Annotated in this window: 14 protein-coding genes, 1 tRNA gene and 1 pseudogene; 10 read left to right on the top strand and 6 right to left on the bottom strand. The window is 60.8% G+C overall.

Annotated elements, in window-relative coordinates; all coding sequences use genetic code 11:
- Nucleotides 1-122 precede the first annotated feature (122 nt).
- Nucleotides 123-199, bottom strand: a tRNA-Met gene (locus JNL55_RS08430).
- A 240-nt stretch (nucleotides 200-439) separates the two neighbouring features.
- Between JNL55_RS08430 and JNL55_RS08425 the strand changes: the two genes are divergently transcribed.
- From JNL55_RS08425 to JNL55_RS08410, 4 genes are all read left to right on the top strand, one after another.
- Nucleotides 440-1,213 (top strand): SDR family NAD(P)-dependent oxidoreductase, encoded by a 774-nt coding sequence (locus JNL55_RS08425; RefSeq protein WP_293851939.1) that lies wholly within the window; start codon nucleotides 440-442, stop codon nucleotides 1,211-1,213.
- Between the two features lie 137 nt (nucleotides 1,214-1,350).
- Nucleotides 1,351-2,070 (top strand): OmpA family protein, encoded by a 720-nt coding sequence (locus JNL55_RS08420; RefSeq protein WP_293851936.1) that lies wholly within the window; start codon nucleotides 1,351-1,353, stop codon nucleotides 2,068-2,070.
- 131 nt (nucleotides 2,071-2,201) lie between these two features.
- Nucleotides 2,202-2,570 (top strand): cupin domain-containing protein, encoded by a 369-nt coding sequence (locus JNL55_RS08415; protein ID WP_293851933.1) that lies wholly within the window; start codon nucleotides 2,202-2,204, stop codon nucleotides 2,568-2,570.
- A 240-nt stretch (nucleotides 2,571-2,810) separates the two neighbouring features.
- Nucleotides 2,811-3,512, top strand: a complete 702-nt coding sequence (locus JNL55_RS08410; RefSeq protein WP_293851931.1) for a TorF family putative porin — start codon at nucleotides 2,811-2,813, stop codon at nucleotides 3,510-3,512.
- A gap of 71 nt (nucleotides 3,513-3,583) precedes the next feature.
- Here JNL55_RS08410 and JNL55_RS08405 read toward each other — a convergent pair whose 3' ends face one another.
- Together JNL55_RS08405 and JNL55_RS08400 are read right to left on the bottom strand one after the other, a co-directional pair.
- Entirely contained in the window at nucleotides 3,584-5,572 is a 1,989-nt protein-coding gene (locus JNL55_RS08405; RefSeq protein ID WP_293851928.1) for a putative bifunctional diguanylate cyclase/phosphodiesterase, read from the bottom strand.
- Between the two features lie 166 nt (nucleotides 5,573-5,738).
- A complete protein-coding gene (locus tag JNL55_RS08400; protein WP_293851925.1) occupies nucleotides 5,739-7,058 on the bottom strand; it encodes an aspartate aminotransferase family protein in 1,320 nt (439 codons plus the stop codon).
- A gap of 168 nt (nucleotides 7,059-7,226) precedes the next feature.
- Between JNL55_RS08400 and JNL55_RS08395 the strand changes: the two genes are divergently transcribed.
- From JNL55_RS08395 to queD, 5 genes are all read left to right on the top strand, one after another.
- Nucleotides 7,227-7,775: a cupin domain-containing protein gene (locus tag JNL55_RS08395; protein WP_293851922.1), complete on the top strand. Its 549-nt coding sequence runs from the start codon at nucleotides 7,227-7,229 to the stop codon at nucleotides 7,773-7,775.
- 24 nt (nucleotides 7,776-7,799) lie between these two features.
- Nucleotides 7,800-8,675, top strand: a complete 876-nt coding sequence (gene aguB / locus JNL55_RS08390; RefSeq protein WP_293851919.1) for an N-carbamoylputrescine amidase — start codon at nucleotides 7,800-7,802, stop codon at nucleotides 8,673-8,675.
- 11 nt (nucleotides 8,676-8,686) lie between these two features.
- The gene (gene rlmKL, locus JNL55_RS08385; protein ID WP_293851916.1) at nucleotides 8,687-10,906 is read left to right on the top strand and encodes a bifunctional 23S rRNA (guanine(2069)-N(7))-methyltransferase RlmK/23S rRNA (guanine(2445)-N(2))-methyltransferase RlmL; all 2,220 of its coding nucleotides are present in this window, start codon (nucleotides 8,687-8,689) and stop codon (nucleotides 10,904-10,906) included.
- 225 nt (nucleotides 10,907-11,131) lie between these two features.
- Complete coding sequence (locus JNL55_RS08380) at nucleotides 11,132-11,506, top strand: hypothetical protein (RefSeq protein WP_293851913.1); 375 nt, start codon at nucleotides 11,132-11,134, stop codon at nucleotides 11,504-11,506.
- A 52-nt stretch (nucleotides 11,507-11,558) separates the two neighbouring features.
- Entirely contained in the window at nucleotides 11,559-11,915 is a 357-nt protein-coding gene (gene queD / locus JNL55_RS08375; RefSeq protein ID WP_293851910.1) for a 6-carboxytetrahydropterin synthase QueD, read from the top strand.
- A 10-nt stretch (nucleotides 11,916-11,925) separates the two neighbouring features.
- Here queD and JNL55_RS08370 read toward each other — a convergent pair whose 3' ends face one another.
- Nucleotides 11,926-13,950 (bottom strand): response regulator, encoded by a 2,025-nt coding sequence (locus JNL55_RS08370; RefSeq protein WP_293851907.1) that lies wholly within the window; start codon nucleotides 13,948-13,950, stop codon nucleotides 11,926-11,928.
- A gap of 133 nt (nucleotides 13,951-14,083) precedes the next feature.
- Nucleotides 14,084-15,367: an NAD(P)/FAD-dependent oxidoreductase gene (locus tag JNL55_RS08365; protein ID WP_293851904.1), complete on the bottom strand. Its 1,284-nt coding sequence runs from the start codon at nucleotides 15,365-15,367 to the stop codon at nucleotides 14,084-14,086.
- A 144-nt stretch (nucleotides 15,368-15,511) separates the two neighbouring features.
- Here JNL55_RS08365 and JNL55_RS08360 point away from each other — a divergent pair, with 144 nt between their 5' ends.
- Nucleotides 15,512-18,670, top strand: a complete 3,159-nt coding sequence (locus JNL55_RS08360; protein ID WP_293851901.1) for an amidohydrolase family protein — start codon at nucleotides 15,512-15,514, stop codon at nucleotides 18,668-18,670.
- Here JNL55_RS08360 and JNL55_RS08355 read toward each other — a convergent pair.
- Nucleotides 18,671-19,039: pseudogene (locus tag JNL55_RS08355) on the bottom strand (glutamine synthetase); the annotation flags it as partial.

The raw sequence follows: 19,039 nt of genomic DNA, 5'->3' as shown, positions 1-19,039 counted from the left end.
AAGCCAGGGATGGCGCACAGGAACAGACAACGCGACGGTCAACCCAACCCCGGCACCATTTCTGCCCTGCTCGGTTTGCGTGCCAAGAGGCAGTACTGGAGAAGCTAAATTATTGTTTTTATTGGTGGAAAGGGAGGGACTCGAACCCTCGACCCCGGCATTATGAGTGCCGTGCTCTAACCGGCTGAGCTACCTTTCCAAGCCGTTGCCCGAAGCCCCCGGAGGGGTGGGGGCGGCGATTCTCCCGGGGGCGGTCCGGGGTGTCAAGACAAAGCTCGGGAATTCCACGTCCGGGCGCGAAAATGCCGGCTTCAACGCGCAATTAGCTGCGAATTGGCCTGCCGTGAGTCTCGCCACCGCCACCTCGGCGCGGTTGCCTGGGGGGCTTTTCCGCAAGCTCGGTTTGCTACAGTCCGTCCCGATAAATGGGGGACGGTTCATGAGCGGCAATCAGCGGTTTTCCGTGCACGGCAAGGTGGTGTTGATCACCGGTGCGTCGAGTGGTTTCGGGGCGCACTTCGCACGTGTGTTGGCGAGCGAAGGGGCGAAGGTGGGGTTGGCGGCGCGCAGGGTGGATGCGCTGGAGTCGATTGCTGCTGAGATCAGAGCGGCAGGCGGTGTGGCTGCGACGGTCAAGCTCGATGTGCTCGATAGCGCGTCGGTCAAACAGGCGGTGCAAGCGATCGGCGAAACGCTGGGTCGTATCGACGTGCTGGTCAATAACTCGGGGGTGTCCGTCGGCAAGGCGCTGTTGGAACAATCCGAACAAGATTTCGATGCGGTCGTCGATGTGAATTTGAAAGGTGCGTTCCTGGTCGCGACTGAAGTCGCGCGTCGCATGAAGGCGGACGGCAAGGGCGGCAGCATCATCAACATCGAATCGATTCTGAGCTTCAGGCAAGCGGGGCACGTCGCGCCCTACGCGGCATCCAAGGCAGCGCTCACACAGCTGACGAAATCGATGGCGCTCGAACTGGCGCGATACAAAATCCGCGTGAACGGCATCGCGCCGGGCTATTTCTCCACCGACATCAACAAAGACTTCTTCGATACCGAAGGCGGCATCGCGATGATCAAGCGCATGCCGACGCGTCGTCTCGGCGACATGGTGGAATTGGAAGGTCCGTTGTTACTGCTCGCCTCCGACGCCTCCAGCTACATGACCGGCACGACGCTGGTGGTCGACGGCGGCCATCTGTGTAGCGCTCTCTAACGCCCCGTCACAATTCGCCACATTCCTTCCGCGGCCTGCCACAGCACGCCGCGGATTGTGTCCGCTTCCGGGTCTTGAATGGCACTCACGGGCAAACGTCACCCGCCTCCCGCAAGGGGAGCAACGACGGGGGTTCGATGAGGAGTGCGACTATGTTCAAGAAGGCGTTGATTACGGCGGTGGCCCTCGCGATGAGCACAGGTGCGGCCCACGCAGGCGAAAAGAACAAACTCACCAAGGAAGAAGGCGTCGGCATGTTCAGCGGCGCGGCGGCGGGCGCCATTGTCGGTGGCCCGATCGGCGCGGCGGTGGGCTTGATGTTCGGCGGCATTCTCGGCGACAGCGTCGGCACAGCCTCGCGGGCGCAGTTGCACGCCAAGCAAGTGGAACAGCAGTCGCAGAAGCTCGAGCAAGAATTGATCGACACGCGCATCGCGTTGGCGAAAGCCAGTGAGCGCACCGGTGGCGATGAAATGCTCGATGCGCTGGCGGAGCGTCTGCATGCGGATGTGATGTTCCGTACTAACGACGCGACGATGGAAGCCGACGTGGTCAGCAAGCTGGAGGACCTCGGCAAGTTGCTGGCGCTGCATGGTCAGTTGGAAGTGCAGTTGCATGGCTTCGCCGATCCGCGCGGTAAGTCGGAGAAGAATCTCGAGCTGTCGTTGGAGCGTGCGAACGCTGTGCGAGAGGCGTTGATTCGCGGTGGCGCTGCGCCGGAGCAGATCACGCTATCGGCGCACGGTTCGGATCTGACCACTGCGCCGAAAGGCGATCTCGAAGCCTACGCGTGGGAGCGTCGCGTAAGTCTGGCGATTCGACCCACAGCCACGTCTGCTGTGGCGCGTAACGAGTGAACTCGCGTGACTCGGGCGGTCGGGAGCAAGAGCTCCCGGCCGCTTTTTTTTCTTAACGGCATTTGCAGTAGCCATCCCCGCCGTCACCTTCTACAGTCGAGCTCCTCCAGATGTGCTTAGCGAGTATCGTAATGTCCGAAGTAGCCAGTGCCTTGATCGTGGACTTCGGCGAGACGACGCCCGAGACCACGCACTCCAAAGTGCCTGCGGAGCGGCTGCTCTCCGGCAATCCCGAACACGTTGCGCGTAACTATTTCAGCGATAGCACGGGGCGCTTTTTCGCCGGCGTTTGGGAGAGCACCACTGGCAAATGGCGCGTGCGTTACTCGGAAAACGAGTTCTGCTACATCACGCGCGGTCGCGTGCGCATCGAACACGAATCGGGTCGCGGCTGGACCTTTTCTGCCGGCGCTTCTTTTGTCATTCCTGCCGGATTTAATGGGGTGTGGGAGGTGTTGGAGCCCACCGCCAAGCTGTATGTGATTTACGAGCCGGCTTAGTGCAACCATCGTAGGGTATGCCCTACCGTAGGGCGGGTAGCGCGGTCTGCGCCATCGCTGAGCACGAGCCCATGCGCGCCATTGCTAGGCTGAATGCCTTGGCATGCTTGCTGCATTATGACTTCCTAGGGGCGGCTGTGGCTTTTTTGCCGCAAAACCGCGGAAATCTGGCAAATTAAAGTAAACTCATACCACATGCCGAGGGCGGCATGTTTCTTTCTCACCACAAAGGGGAGACCTATGCGTCATTTGAGGATTCTGGCTGCAGTTGGATTGCTCGGGGCAGCGACCGTGGCCAATGCCGGCGTGACATCGACCTGGACTTTGACCAACGACTACGACTTCCGCGGCAACTCGCAATCGGCCAAGGATCCTGCCATCCAAGGTAGTGTCGACTACGCCGCGGACAGCGGCTGGTATGTCGGTGCCTGGGGTAGCAACGTCGACTTCGGCGACGCCGATGTGGATCTGGAAGTCGACCTGTACACCGGCTTCTCCGGCGAGAGCGAAGGCGGCCTGGGCTACGACGTGGGCGTGGTGTACTACGCTTATCCGGACGAGAGCGACTTCAACTACATCGAAGCCTACGGCAGCATCGCCAAGGACTGGTTCAAGGGCAAGCTGTGGTACTCGAACGATTTCGGCGGTGACGCCACTTCCGGCGACACACCAGCCTTCTACCTGGAAGCCAATGGCACGTTCCCGCTGCCGCAGAATTTCTCGATTCTGGCGCACGTCGGTTACAGCTGGGGCGACTACTGGGATGACGTCGGCGATGAGTCGCTCGACTACTCGCTCGGCGTGGGCTACACCGTCGGCAACTTCAATCTCGCGCTCAAGTATGTGGACACCGACACCAGCGCCGTGGTGCGCAGTGACGTGTTCAACAATGAAGGTCGCGTGATCTTCACGGTTGCCACCACGTTCCCTTGGGGCAAGTGAGTCGCGGTTTCTAACTCATCCACGAGTTGAAACAGAAGGCCTCGCATCGAAAGATGCGGGGCCTTTTTATTTCAGGCGCTCACAGAACGATGCGGCGACAGCGGCAATTGTTTGATCACGGCCGCGACTGCGTTCGGTTTGGATAGCAACACCAGTTCCTGAGCGCGCTGCGCGGCGCTCGCTGATGCGGTGAATACTTGATCCATCGCCACCGGGCGCGACAACAAATAGCCCTGCAGCGAAAGATTCTTGCAGCCGAGGAAGCGTTCGAATTGCTCGGCGCGCTCCAGGCCTTCGGCCGTGACCTGCAAGCACAGGCCCTCGCACATATCGATGATGGCGCGAACGATGGAGCGCGAGCGCACGTTGGTGTCGATGCTTTCGATCAAGCTGCGGTCGAGCTTCACGCGCGTCAACGGCAAGCGTTCGAGCGACGACAATGACGAATAGCCCGTGCCGAAGTCGTCGAGCGCAATGGCGATGCCGAGCGTGCGCAGGCGATGCAGTTGTTCGATGGTGGCCGGTCCGGTTTGCAGCACCGACTCGGTCAACTCGATCTCGATACAGTGAGGCGGCAACTCGAATTCGGTTAGCAGCTCGCGCACGCGGTCGACGAAGCGATAGTCGAGTAGCTGTCGCGGCGACACGTTGATGGCGACTCGTGCGTTCGGCCAAGCTCCACGGTGCCAGCGCGCGGCTGCGCGAATGGCGGTACGCAAGACCCAATCGCTGATCTCTACGATCAAGCCGGACTCTTCGGCCACGCTCAGGAATTCGCCGGGTGGTATGTAACGGCCGTCCGGCGTGCGCCAGCGGATCAGTGCTTCGACCAGTTGGGTCTGCAAGTCATCGACGCTGACTTCGGGCTGGAAGAACAGCTCGAATTCGTTGCGCTCGATAGCGCGGCGTAGGTCCTGCTCGATGCGGAATTTGTTCGCAGCGCCGGCCAGCAGTTCCGGCGCGAATACGCTGACTCGGCCGCGGCCCAGTGACTTCGCGTTGAACAGCGCCGTGTCCGCGGCGATCAGCAATGCTTCGGCGTTCTGCTCGTGATCTGGATACACGCTCGCGCCGACGCTCACTCCGATGATCAGGTCCCGGCCATCGATGTCGATGGGAGATTGGAACGCGCGAATGATTTTCTCGCCGGCGGCGGCGATGTCTTCTACGGTGGTGACGCCTTCACAAACGATGGTGAACTCGTCGCCGCCGAGGCGAGCTGCGAAGCCGAGCGGTTCGACGGCGGTTTGCAGTCGTTGCGCGATTCCGCGGAGCACGCGGTCGCCGAACGAGTGGCCGATGCTGTCGTTGATGTTCTTGAAGTTATCGACGTCCAGGAACAGGACGCCGACACGACGCTGTTCCTTTGCGGCTCGTTCCAGGCTCGAATTGAGCAGGGTGAAGAGGTGGCGGCGATTCGGCAGGCCGGTGAGTGGATCCAGCTCGGCCAGTTCTTGCAGCTGGCGAGTGCGTTCGGCGACTTTGTCTTCGAGCTGGTGATGCACGTCGAGAGCAGTCACCTGTGCCTTGGTCAGGCGCTCGGCCATGTCATTGAAGGCGACGGCCAGCGAGTCCAGTTCTTTGATGCCGCCCCGTGCTACGCGAGCGTTGGGGTCGCCGGCGGCGATCCTCTTGGAAGCATCGATGAGCTGACGCACCGGGCGTACTACGCTGCGCACGGTTGCGATGGAGATCCACAGCAGCAGCGCCAGCACGACGACGCTGAGCCAGGCGACCAGCGAGCGGTCTGCTTCGATTTCGGGTTCGACCGTCGCCACTATCAGCGAGCGGTCCTCTTCGACTCTAGGCTCGACTGTCGCGACTGGGTTCGCCTGCTCGGGCGCCGGCGAAAGAGGCGCCGCCACAGTCGGGCCAGTAACGATCGACACACTGCGCTCAACGATGAAGTTCGCGGCGGCAGCCAACACCGCAACGCTGGCGAACGCGATCATCAGCCGCGCAGAGATGCTCCACGAGGAAAACACGTCGAGCGCGGCCAGTCGGGCTCGCGCTGCTGCGGGCCTCCGGCTCGGAGCGCTGGTCGATCGAATGTAATCCACGTTAGTTTCTGGACGTCGCGATGATTTACTGCAAGCAGAACGGGAGTCTGCGGAGCACGGGTACGACTATCCATGAGGTGATTTCTAAACTGAGCGATGCATCCCATCTTGAGCGGCCGACGTCGCACGCCAATGCCGCTCCGAAGGCCTCGCCGTAGGTAGTTACCTACTTAATCGTCTTCAATACTTCGGCAAGTCGCGTTACCAGTTCGTCGATCTGCGCCGGCGAAATAACCAGCGGTGGCGACAGCGCGATGGTGTCGCCGGTGACGCGAACCAAAATGCCTTGCTCGAAGCCCTTCACCATCGCTTCAAAAGCGCGTGCACCGACCGCGCCGGCGCGCGATTGCAACTCGATGCCGGCAACCAAGCCCAGGTTGCGAATGTCGATGACGTTCGGCGACGAGCGCAATGAATACACCGCGTCTTCCCACTTCGGGGCGAGCTCGGCAGCGCGCGTCAACAGGCCTTCGCGCTCATAGATTTCTTGAGTCGCGATGCCGGCGGCGCACGCAGCCGGATGTGCCGAGTAGGTGTAGCCGTGGAAGAACTCGATGCCGTCGGGCCCTTTCATGAACGCGTCGTAGATATGTTTGCGCACGAACACGGCACCCATCGGGATCGCGCCGTTGGTGAGACCCTTCGCCGTGGTGATGATGTCGGGGATCACGTCGAAGTACTGCGCGCCGAACGGCGTTCCCAAGCGACCGAAGCCGGTGATGACTTCATCGAAGATCAACAGAATGCCGTGCTTGTCACAAATCGCGCGCAGCTTCTGCAAGTAATCGCGCGTCGGCAGGATGACGCCCGCGGAGCAGGCGATCGGCTCGACGATCACGGCGGCGATGGTCGAACCATCATGCAAACCGACCAGGCGCTCCAGATCGTCGGCGAGATGCGTGCCCCACTCGGGCAGGCCGCGAGTGAAGGCGTTGTGCTCGAGGTCCAGTGTGTGGCGCAGATGATCCACGCCCGGCAGCATCGAGCCGAAGTATTTACGGTTGTTCGACAAGCCGCCGACGGATATGCCGCCGAAGCCGACGCCGTGATACCCCTTTTCGCGGCCGATGAGGCGCTGGCGCGAGGCCTCGCCTTTGACGCGGTGGTAAGCCAGCGCAATTTTCAGCGCCGTGTCCACCGACTCCGAGCCGGAGTTGGTGAAGAACACGTGATCCAGATCGCCGGGCGCCAGTTTCACTAACCGATTGGCCAGTTCGAAGCCGAACGGATGGCCCATTTGAAAGGTGGGCGCGTAGTCCATGGTGGCCATCTGCTCGGCCACGGCAGCGGTGATCTCTTTGCGCCCATGTCCCGCATTTACGCACCACAGACCCGCGCAGCCGTCGAGTACTTTCCGGCCGTCGGGTGTCCAGTAATGCATTCCTTCGGCACGGGCCAGCAAGCGCGGCTGGTCTTTGAATTTTCGATTGGCGGTGAAGGGCATCCAAAAAGCTTCCAGAGAATCGCGCGTGAGGGCCGAGGACATTGGATACCGCCTGAGTCGCTTGGGTATTGAAACAAAGCGTGGCGATGATAAGAAAAATCAACGCGCAGCTCAAATTTATTGGCAGAAACAGCGAGAAAACGCTAGCTGCCGATAGCGGTCGTCTATTATTCTAAACGCCTACCTTGTTGAGCAGGTCGGGGCGTAGCGATGAGTATCGATGTCGGCGGTCATCTGAAGGCGGTCCGGATCATGTACGGGCTGTCGCAGCGGGAACTGGCCAAGCGCGCCGGGGTCACAAACGGCACCATTTCGCTGATCGAGCAGAATCGGGTCAGCCCGTCGGTGAGTTCGCTGAAAAAGGTGCTGGACGGCGTGCCCATGTCGCTGGCCGACTTTTTCACGCTGGATTTGCAGGAAACTCCGCAGGTTTTTTACCCCCAGGACGAGCTCACCGATATCGGCGACCGCGACGTATCGTTGCAGCTGGTGGCGGCGAAGCGGCCGAATCGCGCCATGACTATCATGTACGAGCGTTATCGGCCCAACGCCGACACCGGCGATGACATGCTCAGCCACAAGGGCGAGGAAGGCGGCATCATCGTGGCCGGCCGCCTGGAATTGACCGTAGGTGGTCAAAGCAGAGTGCTCGGGCCCGGAGACGCGTACTATTTCGCCAGCGCGGTCCCGCACCGGTTCCGCAACGTCGGCGATGAGCCCTGCGAACTGGTCAGTGCTTGCACGCCGCCGACTTTCTGAACTCTTTTACGTCTCGAAGCCGTCATGAAGACCACTGTTGCCGCCACTCAATTCGCCAGCACGCTGGATCGTGTCACCAATCTCGCCACCGCCGAGCGCTTGGTGCGCGAGTCAGCCAAGCAAGGCGCGAACATCATCCTGATTCAGGAGTTGTTCGAGACGCCGTACTTTTGCAAAGAGCACAACCCGCAGTGTTTCTCGGTGGCCATGCCCATCGCGGAAAATCCTGCCGTGCGTCGCTTTCAGGATTTGGCGCGCGAACTGAATGTGGTGCTTCCGTGCAGCGTGTACGAGCGCGCCGGCAATGCGTTCTATAACTCGGTGGCCATCATCGATGCCGACGGCTCCTTGCTCGGCACCTATCGCAAGGCTCACATCCCGGAGAGCCCGGGCTATCACGAGAAGTTTTATTTTTCGCCCGGCGACACCGGCTTCAAAGTGTGGCCGACGCGCTTCGGCACCATCGGCGTAGCGATTTGCTGGGACCAGTGGTTCCCTGAGTCGGCGCGCGCGATGGCGGTGCAGGGGGCGGAGATTTTGTTTTATCCCACCGCCATCGGTTCGGAGCCGCAGGATTTGAGCATCGATTCGCGCGATCATTGGCAACGCGCGATGCAGGGCCATGCCGCTTCTAACATCATGCCGCTGGTGGCCTCCAATCGGGTCGGCACCGAGCAAGGCGAGCGTTGGAAAGTCACTTACTACGGCTCGTCATTCATCGCCGATCAAACCGGCGCCATCGTCAAACAGGCAGCGCGCGACAGTGAAGCGGTGCTGACCGCGACCTTCGATCTGGATTGGATTCGGAACTACCGCAATAGCTGGGGCGTGTTCCGCGATCGCCGGCCGGAGTTGTACGGGCCCATCCTGACGCTCGACGGCCAACAGCGCGCACGATAAGTCGAGTTCTCATGCAAATCTTTGTTTCTTGTCCGCCGGGCGTTGCGGATCTGACGGCTGCTGAGCTGCGTAACTGCGGCGCGTCCCAAACCCGTGAATTCAAACTCGGCGTGCAGGCCGAGGGCACGCTGGAAGTCGCTTATCGCGCTTGCTTGTGGTCGCGTACCGCGAGTCGTGTGTTGTTACCGCTGGGAGTGTTTCCGGCGGCGACTCAGGAGCAACTGTACGAGGGCATCTCCAGCATCGACTGGCAAGAGCACTTGAATCCCAACGGCACGTTGGCCATCGATTTCGGCGGAGCGTCGAGCGGCATCACGCACACTCACTTCGGCGCACTCAAGACCAAAGATGCCATCGTCGATCAGTTTCGTGAGCGCACTGGCGAGCGGCCTTCGGTGCAGCTCGATCAACCGGACGTTCGTATCGACGTGCGGCTCGATCGGGATCGCGCCACCGTCAGCCTGGATCTTTCTGGCGATAGCCTGCATCGACGTGCTTATCGCGCGCGAGGCGTCGCGGCGCCACTGAAAGAGAATCTCGCCGCCGCTGTGCTGCTTCGCTGTGGCTGGCCGGCGATTGCCGAAGCCGGTGGCGAGCTGATCGATCCCATGTGCGGCTCCGGCACGCTGCCTATCGAAGCAGCAATGATGGCGCTGGATATCGCGCCTGGGTTGCTACGCAGTTACTTCGGCTTCATCGGTTGGCGCGGTCACGACCGAGCGCTGTGGGATGGGCTGATCGAGGAAGCTCGCGCCCGTCGCGAGGCGACTGCGTCGAAGCGAATTACCTTGCGAGGCTACGACACCGACGCGCAGGCGGTTCGTGCAGCGATAGAAAACGTCGAGCGGGCCAAGCTGCGTGGCTTTGTGCATATCGAGCGCCGCGATTTGGAACAACTGGCCCGAGAGAGCGGCGCTACGTCCGGTCTGGTGGTCGCGAATCCTCCCTACGGCGAGCGTATCGGCGATCAAGAGCAACTGCAGGCTTTGTATCAAACGTTCGGTGCCAAGCTGCGCGAACAATTCGAAGGCTGGAAGGCCGCGGTGCTAACCGGCAATCCGCCTTTGGCGAAAGCCATCGGCATCAATGCGCGTCGCACGCACACATTGTTCAACGGTCGTATCGAATGTCGGCTGTTGCGCTTCGACGTTGCTCCTGGCGATTACATCGGTGAACGCAAGCCGCCGCCGGATGCGGCCGCGTTGCGCGAACGGCCCGGTGCGAAAATGTTCGCCAATCGCTTGGCCAAGAACATCAAGAACATGCAGACCTGGGCGCGACGTGACGACGTGGATTGCTACCGGGTCTACGATGCCGACATGCCCGAATATGCGTTCGCCATCGATCAATACAGCAATGGCGACGGCGAGCGTTGGGTGGTGGTGCAAGAGTACGCGCCGCCCAGAACCATCGATCCCAAAGCCGCGCGGCAACGCCGAGACGAAGCCTTGGCGGTCATCCCGCACGAGCTGGGCCTGGCCGACGAGCGAATCTTTATTCGCGAGCGTCGCCAGCAGAAAGACGGCGCGCAATACGAGAAGCTGGATAACGAGCGCGAATATCACATCGTTCGCGAGCAGCCGTATCGGTTCGCGGTGAACTTCACCGACTATCTGGACACGGGCTTGTTTCTGGATCATCGCCTGACGCGTCGTATGGTCGGCGAGATGGCGCGGGACAAACGGTTTTTGAATCTGTTTGCTTATACCGGCACCGCGACGGTGCATGCGGCCGGGGGTGGTGCGGCCTCGTCAACAACCGTCGATATGTCACGAACCTATTTGGATTGGGCCAAGCGCAACTTGGCGCTCAACAATCTGGCCGGGCCGCAACACGGCTTCGTGCAAGAGGATTGCCTGGCCTGGTTGCGTGACCAGCGCGATAACGCGCGACGCTGGGACTTGATGTTCATCGATCCCCCTACCCATTCCCGCTCCAAAAGGATGGATCAGGATTTCGATGTCCAGCGCGATCACGTCGAGCTGTTGACGCTTGCTGCACAGCTACTGGCGCCCGGCGGCAGCATCGTGTTCTCCAACAATTTCACGCGTTTCCGGCTGGATCGCGACGGACTCGCAGCATTCGACATCGAAGATATCGGCCGCCGCACGCTGCCTCGCGACTTCGAGCGCAGTCCGCGCATTCATGCTTGTTATGTCTTACGGCTGCGCGCGCAAGGCAGCGAGCGTGCAGGAGTTACTGAAAATTCTGCTGGTAAAGCGGCTCGGTAAAAACACTGGTACTGAACGAAAGTCGCTCACTTTGGTGGTGTGAATAGCCACTGAGCCTTCGCGAAACGCGGAAGCTGCTGCGCCAAAATGGTGAAGGCTGCAGTTTTCCGCGCAAAAAACCGCCGAATAGGGGGCGGGCGCATTGCTATGACAGGTCCGTTGCAGCACAATTGCGGGCGCGTTACACGCCAAACCTCCCCCTTTCGATTCCGTGAAGTGATTGTTATGAGCGGCGATCCGTTCCAGGTTCATTTTCATCCCAAGCTGGGCGTGGTCATTTATGACCCCGTGGCGCAGATGGGTTTGGCCCGTGAGCAGATGCGCTTGTTCAAGGTCGGCTCGATGACCTCCAGCACTTTCATGCGGGGCATCGTCAGCAAGGATTTGAACGCTTGCACCGGCGACGCTGCCAGCCAGAGCGCCGAAGCCGTGGGCTCTTATCGGACCGCCCGCACCGGCCGTCGCAAGCCGTACTGCGAACAGTGCCGTCGTCATTACGGCTCGGTGGATTTCGGTGTTTGCAGCGATTGCACCGGCATTCGTTGCACCTGTGGCACGTGCAGCTGCGTGTCCAGCTCGCGCCGTCGCAAAGCTGCCTGATCGCGGCTGAAGTAAGATTAAAAAAGGCGCCGCTTGCGGCGCCTTTTCACATATGAATATTTTCCGCGTCTTTACCATCGAAGCTGCGCATCGGCTGCCGAACGTTCCGGCCGGCCACAAGTGCGCACGCCTGCACGGTCATTCGTTTCGTATCGAACTGCACCTGCGGGGCGAAGTGGATGCGAGCACCGGCTGGGTGATGGATTTCGCCGATGTGAAGCGTGAGTTTCAGCCCATTTATGACCGGCTCGATCATCATTATCTGAACGAGATCGAGGGGCTGGAGAATCCCACCAGCGAGAATCTGGCGCGCTGGGTGTGGCAGCAGACCAAGGCGGTATTGCCGCTGTTGGACAAGGTCGTGATTCACGAGACCTGCACCAGCGGTTGCGAGTACCGCGGCGACTAAAAATTCCGACTCAGCCAGTCAGATCCACGAACACAGACTGGATGTCGTCCAAGCTCACCGGTTTCACCAAGTGGGCTTCGAACCCCGATTCGGCCGAGCGTTGTTTGTCGCCCGCCAAGCCGTAGCCGGAAATCGCAATCAGCCGAGCTTTGGGCACGATGGCCTTCAAGCGTCGCGCCACTTCATAGCCATCCATTTCCGGCAAGCCGATATCCAGCAGGACGAAATGCGGTTCGAACGTCGCGGCGTGGGTCAATGCGTCGGCGCTCGAATACGCGGTGAGCGTGGCGTGCTCTTCGAGTTGTAACAACAGTGCCAGCGAATCGGCAGCATCGCGATTGTCATCGACGATCAAGATACGCGCCGAGCTGCCGTTGCCTGGAATGCCGCTCGCTGCAGTGTCGACATTCGACTCGACCAGTGGCAGACGCAATGAGAATGTCGAGCCCTTGCCGATGCCGGCGCTGCTCGCTGCGATGCTGCCGCCTTGCATTTCCATCAGCAGGCGGCACACGGCGAGGCCCACACCCAAACCGCCTTGCGAGCGATCCAACGGCCGCTCGCCTTGCACGAACAATTCGAAGACGCGCGGAATCAATTCTTCGGGCATGCCCACGCCGGTATCGATGATTTCCAATGCGGCAAAATTCTCTTCCGCAAAAGCGCGCACGTGGATGTCGCCGCCGGGTTCGGTGTACTTGGCTGCGTTGGTGAGCAGATTCGCGATGCACTGACAAAGCCGCACTTTATCGGCGTCGACGCACAACGGCTCCGGCCAGATGCTGAGCTTCAGCCGATGGCGCTTCTCTTGAATCAGCGGCTGTGCGGTTTCGATGGCGGCTTCGATGCACGACTGCAGCGCCAGCCGTTCGCGATTGATCTCGATCCGTCCTTGAGTGAGTCGAGCGACATCGAGCAGATCGTCCAGCAAACGGCCCAGGTGCCGAATCTGGCGATCCACGATGCCCACCAGTGCTTGTTCGGTTTCGTTGCTCTTGATGAGCCGGGACAATGCCTGCGCGGCGTTGCCGATGGCGGCCGCGGGATTGCGAAGTTCGTGACTCAGCATCGCCAGAAATTCGTCCTTGCGCTCGCTGGCTTCTCGGAAGCGAGCCTCGCTTTGTCTGAGTGCTGCTTCGGCGCGTTTGCGTTCGGTGACGTTGGTGCCCGAAGCAACCACGCATTGCTCGCCCATGGCGAACATCGTGACTAGGAAGTCCTTGCCGTAAAACTCGCTCTCGTAACGCACGACCTCGCGCGACTCGAGCACCTGCGCGCAGTTTGCAGAGAGGCGGCTGGCACGTTCGGGGGCGAATAGATCGCTGAGCTGTCGCCCGAGCAGTTCGCTGCGAGTCAGTTTCAGCAGTTGTAGCGTATTGGCGTTGGCGTCTCGATACGACCAGTCGACGATCTTGCCGTTCGCGTCTCGTACCGCCTGCATGACCACGAACAGTTCGGTGGGGTGTTCGAAAATCGCTTTGAGCTGCGCGTCGCGTTCGGCGATGGCGCTCGCATGGCGCGTCTCCAGCTCGGCCCGAGCTTGAGTCAGCGAGCTGTTCAATGTTTCCAAACCGCGGCGTCGCTGATGCAGCTCCACCAGTATCGCCACCTTGGAGCGCAGGATCTCGGGCACCACCGGCACCGAGATGTAGTCGATCGCCCCGACCTCGTAGCCCTTGAGCTGATCCAGCTCCGAGATGTTGACGCCGGTGACGAATATGATGGGAGTGCGTTCCCAGCGCGGATGTTCGCGGATGGTCCGTGCCGTCTCGAACCCGTCCATCCCAGGCATGTTGACGTCGAGCAGGATCAGTGCGAAGTCCTTCACCAGCAGATGCTTGAGTGCATCCCGGCCGGACAGGGCGCGCACGCATTCGAGGTCCATGTCGCCGAGGATGGCTTCGTAGGTGAGCAGGCGGGCGGGCTGATCGTCGACCAGCAAGATACTGGTCCGGGTTTTGACGGGCTCGACGATGGGGCCGGCGTCGGCGCTGCTGGAGGTCGTGGTGGAGCTGTCGGTCGTCGTCTGGGTCATGGGCGCACTTATAAGAGCCAGTGCCGCCGGAGGCGGGCCAGACTATGTTCAAGGCGTTCGGCGGGGCGCCCGGCCAACAGACCGAGCGCTAATCGTGAATGCGCGTGCCGAGGAGGAAGTTCCGGCGGGGCGTCTAGAGTAGATCGCGCGCCCGATACCAGAGCATGGCCAGCACCAGTGCCGGCATTCTCAACAGCTCGCCGCCGGGGAAATTCCGGTGTTTGAGCCGGGTGAACAGATCGAAGCGCTCGGCCTGGCCGGCGATGGCTTCGGCCGCGAGTCGCCCGGCCACGCCGGTGAGGGCGATGCCGTGCCCGGAGAATCCCTGCAAATAATAGATGTGCGGGGCGAGCCGGCCGAAGTCGGGGGCCCGGCTCATTGTGATGTCCACGTAGCCGCCCCAGGCGTACTCCACCTGCACGTCCGACAGCTGCGGGAAGACTTTCAACATTCGTTTACGGGTGGCGGTGGCGGTGTTGAACGCATCCAGGCCCGAATAGCTCACACGGCCGCCGAACAGCAGCCGATGGTCGGCCGAGCGTCGGAAATAATCGAGGACGAAGTTGATATCGGTGACGGCGATGTTCTCGCGCATCAGGCGTTGCATCCGTGCTTCGCCGAGCGACTCGGTGGCGACAATATATGTACCCACCGGCATGATGCGTGAACGCAGCGACGGCACGAGGGAGTTCAAGTAAGCGTTACAACAAAGCACGACAAACTTCGCTCGCACTTTGCCGCCAGCCGTGCTGATGACCGCAGGCTGGTCGTAGCTGATATTCGTTACTTGGGAACGTTCATAGATGCTGACGCCGGCTGCGCGGGCCGCTGCAGCTACGCCCAGCGTGTAATTCAACGGATGTAAATGTCCGCTGCCGGCGTCGTATAACCCGGCGCTGTAGCGTTCGGTTTCCAGCAGCGCTTGCACTTGCTCACGTTCCAAAAAGCGCAGGTCGCGATAGCCGTAGGTTTGTTCGGCTTCGCGTTGTTCTTCCAGCAACGTGTCGCGTTGGCGAGGTTTGATGGCCACATGCATCTGGCCCCAGTGCAGGTCGCAATCGATGTTGTGCTTGGCCACCCGGTCGCGGATCAGGCGCACGCCTTCCAGCGAAATGTCCCACATGCGTCGGGCATTCTCGGCGCCGACCTGATTGACCAGTTTGTGTTGGCCGCTGGCGAAGCCGGTGATGGCTTGACCGCCACTGCGGCCGGAGGCGCCCCAACCGACGTGCTGACCTTCGAGCAGCACGACTTTGTAGCCTCGTTCGGCGAGGTCGAGCGCGGTCGAACAGCCTGCGAGACCGCCACCGACGACGCAAACGTCCGCTGTGATGTCGCCGCGCAGGGGTGGATGCTCGGGCGCAGGATTGGCCGAGGCTGCGTAATAGGAGGCTGCTCGAGTCTGGTCGCTCGTCAAATGCTTAGCTCCGCTGGGGCGACTTACCGGTGAACAAACTAGGGGGGCTTACGGTTTTGCGCAACTCTGCGTCTTCCTAAGGGACTGATCGTCATTCACTGGGATCGAACACGGGGATCGAACCGCATGATCAACCGGGCTCTCGTGGCTGCATTCGTTTCGCTGAGCGCCACGGCCGTCGGGGCGTTGCCGCTGATGCCGACGCGCCACATCGCTTTCGAGACTGACCAGGGCACCTGGCTGGCGCCGGATCTGGCGCCTGACGGCAAGACCATTCTGTTCGATCTGCTGGGCGACATCTATGCCCTCGCCAGTACCGGCGGCCAGGCGCGCCCGCTGCTGAGCGGGCCGGCGTTCGACGCCAATCCCGTGTTCTCGCCCGACGGCAAGCAGTTCGCATTCATCAGCGACCGCTCCGGTGCCAACAATCTTTGGATCGCGAACGTGGACGGCAGCGACCCGCGCCAGCTTTCGCAAGACGATGGCGCCGTGGTCTGGACTTCGCCGAGCTGGTCGCCGGACGGCAGTTATGTGTACGCCTCGCGCATGGTGCATGCGACGCTGGCGTTCGAAGTGTTCATGTTCAACAAGGACGGTGGCTCGGGTACGCAGGTGACCCAGGCGCGGCCGTCAGGAGCGGAAGACTTCGACAATCGTCGCAACGTGTTGGGTGCGGTGGTTGCGCCTGATGGGCGCTATCTGTATTTCGCATCCAAGATCGGCACGACCTGGTCGGACAAGGAGCCGCCGCAGTGGTCGATCACTCGCCGCGACCTGCGCACTGGCAAGGATGAGGAAATCATCAACTCGCTCGGCGAGGCCATGCAACCGGCGCTGTCGCATGACGGTCGGCGAATGGTGTATGCCAGTCGATACTTGAACCAGACGGGGCTGCGTATCCGTGAGCTGAGTTCGGGCGACGATCGATGGTTGTCATATCCCATCGACCATGACGGCCACGATGGCGGTTACTACGCCAATCTGTTGCCGCGTTACAGCTTCACCGCTGATGACCGCGCGCTCATTCTCAGTGTCGGCGGCAAGCTCAAACGGCTCCAGTTGGCGAATCAGGCGCTGATCGATATTCCTTTCACTGCCCAGGTTCAACTCGATATCGGGCCGCAGACGCGCGTCGAGCAGCGCGAAGAAACGGGGCCGGTGCGTGTGCGAGTGATTCAACGGCCGCGGCAGTCGCCTGATGGTCGCTCCATTGTGTTCTCGGCACTGGGGCAAATTTATTGGCTCGACCTGCAAACGAATGCCAAGCCGCGGGCGTTGGGAGCTGGCTATCAGCCGTCGTGGTCTGCCGATGGTCGAAGCATCGCGTTCGTGACGTGGAGTGCCAACGAAGGCGGACAGGTTTGGAGTATGCCGGCCAGCAGCCGAGGTGCTCGCAAACAATTGACCAAGGAGTCTGCGTTCTACACCGAGCCGGTGTTTACTGCGGACGGCAAGAGTGTCGTGGCGTTACGCGCCAGCCATTACGACCGCTTGCGTGCGCGGACGGAGATCGATCCGAGTCGTGCAACGGACATCATTCGGTTGCCTGCAGCGGGTGGCGATGCGCAGCTCGTCGCGCATGCCTTCGGTGCGCGATTCCTGGATTTGGGTAGCGAGCCGAATTTGATTCGTTTCTTTACGCCGGAAGGCGTGAAGTCGCTGCGACTCGATGAACCTTCTTCAGAGCCGCGCCCGGTTGTCGGCATCGTCTCGCGTCATCCTTCGCAGTATGTCGATGCGCCGTGGCCGGCTGATGAAGTGCGCTTGAGTCCTGACGGTCGCTGGGCGTTGGCGCGGGCGGCGTCGCAGCTGTATCTCGTGTCTGTGCCGCCAGCGACAGGCGCTGAGCCGCCGGTCGTGCATTTGAAAGCAGCCAACACGCAGGTCGTGAAGCTCACTGCAGTCGGTGCTGATTACTTCGCTTGGGCTGATGCGGGTCGCACCATCACTTGGTCGGTGGGTGCGTCGTTTCGACGCGTTCCGTTGAACGAGGTGGCGAACGCTGAGAAGACGGCTCAACGTTTCGATGCCACGGTTGAGGTCAAGCGCGATGTGCCGGAAGGTGCCGTCGTGTTGCGTGGAGCGACTGTCATCACCATGCGTGGCGATGAGGTGCTTTCCAATGCCGATGTCGTGGTGGTGAACAACAAGATCGTCGGCGTTGGCGCGCAAGGCAGTGTCGATGTGCCTAAAGGCGCGGTTGTGCGAGACGTTGCTGGCAAATTCATCGTGCCGGGCTTCGTCGATACGCATGCTCATTGGGCGGAGATTCGTCGCGACATCTTGGAGCCGAATCAGTGGCCGTTCCTGGCAAATCTGGCTTATGGCGTGACCTCCGGGCTCGATGTGCAACCGTTCACCGTCGATGTGTTCGGCTATCAGGACATGATCGATGCCGGTTTGATGCTGGGCCCACGGGCTTATTCGACGGGCCCTGGTGTGTTCGTCAACAGCGATATCAATTCTGAGGCGGACGCTCGGAACGTGCTCACGCGCTATCGAGATTACTACCGCACGCGGAACATCAAGTCGTACATGGTGGGCGGACGGAAGGAGCGGCAGTTCATGATTCAAGGCGCTGCCGCGCTGGGCATGATGCCGACTACTGAAGGGGCTTCTGATTTGCGCTTGAATCTCACCCATGCGTTGGATGGGTTTGCGGGGAACGAGCATGCGCTGCCTGTTTCGCCGCTCCATCAGGATGTGATTCAGTTGTTTGCTCAGAGTCGGATTGCTTATACGCCGACCATCAGTGTGTTGTATGGGGCGAAGCCGGCGCTGTTGGATATGAGCATTCGGCATCTTCCGCTGTCGGATAAGAAGGTGCTGCGGTTCGTGCCGACGGCTGTTGTCGATGTCAAGAATCGGACGCAGAAGTGGACGGCGGAGCAGGGTTATCCTTCGTTCGCGACGGATGCTTTAGCGGTGCAAAGAGCAGGTGGGTTGGTGGGGATGGGCAGTCACGGAGAGATGCAAGGCGTTGGGTATCACTGGGAACTCGAGGCTTACGCCTCCGGCGGGGCCAAGCCGATTGAGGTATTGCGCGCGGCGACGATTGGGTCGAGTGAGGTGATTGGGCGTGCGTCGGAGTTGGGGAGTATCGAGGCTGGGAAGTTTGCTGATTTGTTGATTTTGGATCGAGATCCGCTGGCTGATATCGCGAATACGCGCTCGCTGAGTTTCGTGATGAAGAATGGGCGGCTTTATGACGCGAATACACTTAATGAAGTGTGGCCTCGAGAGAGAGCATTAGAGGCGCAGTGGTTTTGGAGCGATGCGCCGACAGGAAGACCCACCCCCTGATCAGCACGTCCGCGCGTACCACAGATATTCGAGCGGGCTGACGTGCGACTCGAACGCTTGTAATTCGCCGCGGCGAGTAGTTACGTACAACTGATGGAATTTCTCGCCGAGGTACTCGCGCATCACATTGCTGGCTTCAAACTTCAAAGCGGCTTCGGGCCAGGTGACAGGCAAGGTCGTGACAGCGTCGCGGTAGGCGTTGCCGACAATAGGCGAGCCGGGGTCGAGGCGGCGTTCTAAACCGTGGTGGATGCCAGCAAGCACGGCGGCAGTTAAAAGATAAGGATTGGCGTCAGCGCCGGCGACGCGGTGTTCGATGCGGCGATTCTCGGCGGTGCTGGCGGGAATGCGTAACGCGACGCCGCGGTT

The sequence above is a fragment of the Steroidobacter sp. genome, assembly GCF_016790065.1.
In the GTDB taxonomy this organism is placed as follows: domain Bacteria; phylum Pseudomonadota; class Gammaproteobacteria; order Steroidobacterales; family Steroidobacteraceae; genus Steroidobacter.
The sequence above is the reverse complement of the archived record's forward strand: the minus strand, read 5'-3'. Positions and strand labels throughout refer to the sequence as shown.

Coding starts and splice junctions, on each gene's coding strand:
- JNL55_RS08395 (WP_293851922.1), top strand. CDS start 7,227: ATGAGTATCGATGTCGGCGGTCATCTGAAGGCGGTCCGGATCATGTAC.
- queD (WP_293851910.1), top strand. CDS start 11,559: ATGAATATTTTCCGCGTCTTTACCATCGAAGCTGCGCATCGGCTGCCG.
- JNL55_RS08400 (WP_293851925.1), bottom strand. CDS start 7,058: ATGTCCTCGGCCCTCACGCGCGATTCTCTGGAAGCTTTTTGGATGCCC.
- aguB (WP_293851919.1), top strand. CDS start 7,800: ATGAAGACCACTGTTGCCGCCACTCAATTCGCCAGCACGCTGGATCGT.
- JNL55_RS08380 (WP_293851913.1), top strand. CDS start 11,132: ATGAGCGGCGATCCGTTCCAGGTTCATTTTCATCCCAAGCTGGGCGTG.
- JNL55_RS08415 (WP_293851933.1), top strand. CDS start 2,202: ATGTCCGAAGTAGCCAGTGCCTTGATCGTGGACTTCGGCGAGACGACG.
- JNL55_RS08370 (WP_293851907.1), bottom strand. CDS start 13,950: ATGACCCAGACGACGACCGACAGCTCCACCACGACCTCCAGCAGCGCC.
- JNL55_RS08420 (WP_293851936.1), top strand. CDS start 1,351: ATGAGGAGTGCGACTATGTTCAAGAAGGCGTTGATTACGGCGGTGGCC.
- JNL55_RS08410 (WP_293851931.1), top strand. CDS start 2,811: ATGCGTCATTTGAGGATTCTGGCTGCAGTTGGATTGCTCGGGGCAGCG.
- rlmKL (WP_293851916.1), top strand. CDS start 8,687: ATGCAAATCTTTGTTTCTTGTCCGCCGGGCGTTGCGGATCTGACGGCT.
- JNL55_RS08425 (WP_293851939.1), top strand. CDS start 440: ATGAGCGGCAATCAGCGGTTTTCCGTGCACGGCAAGGTGGTGTTGATC.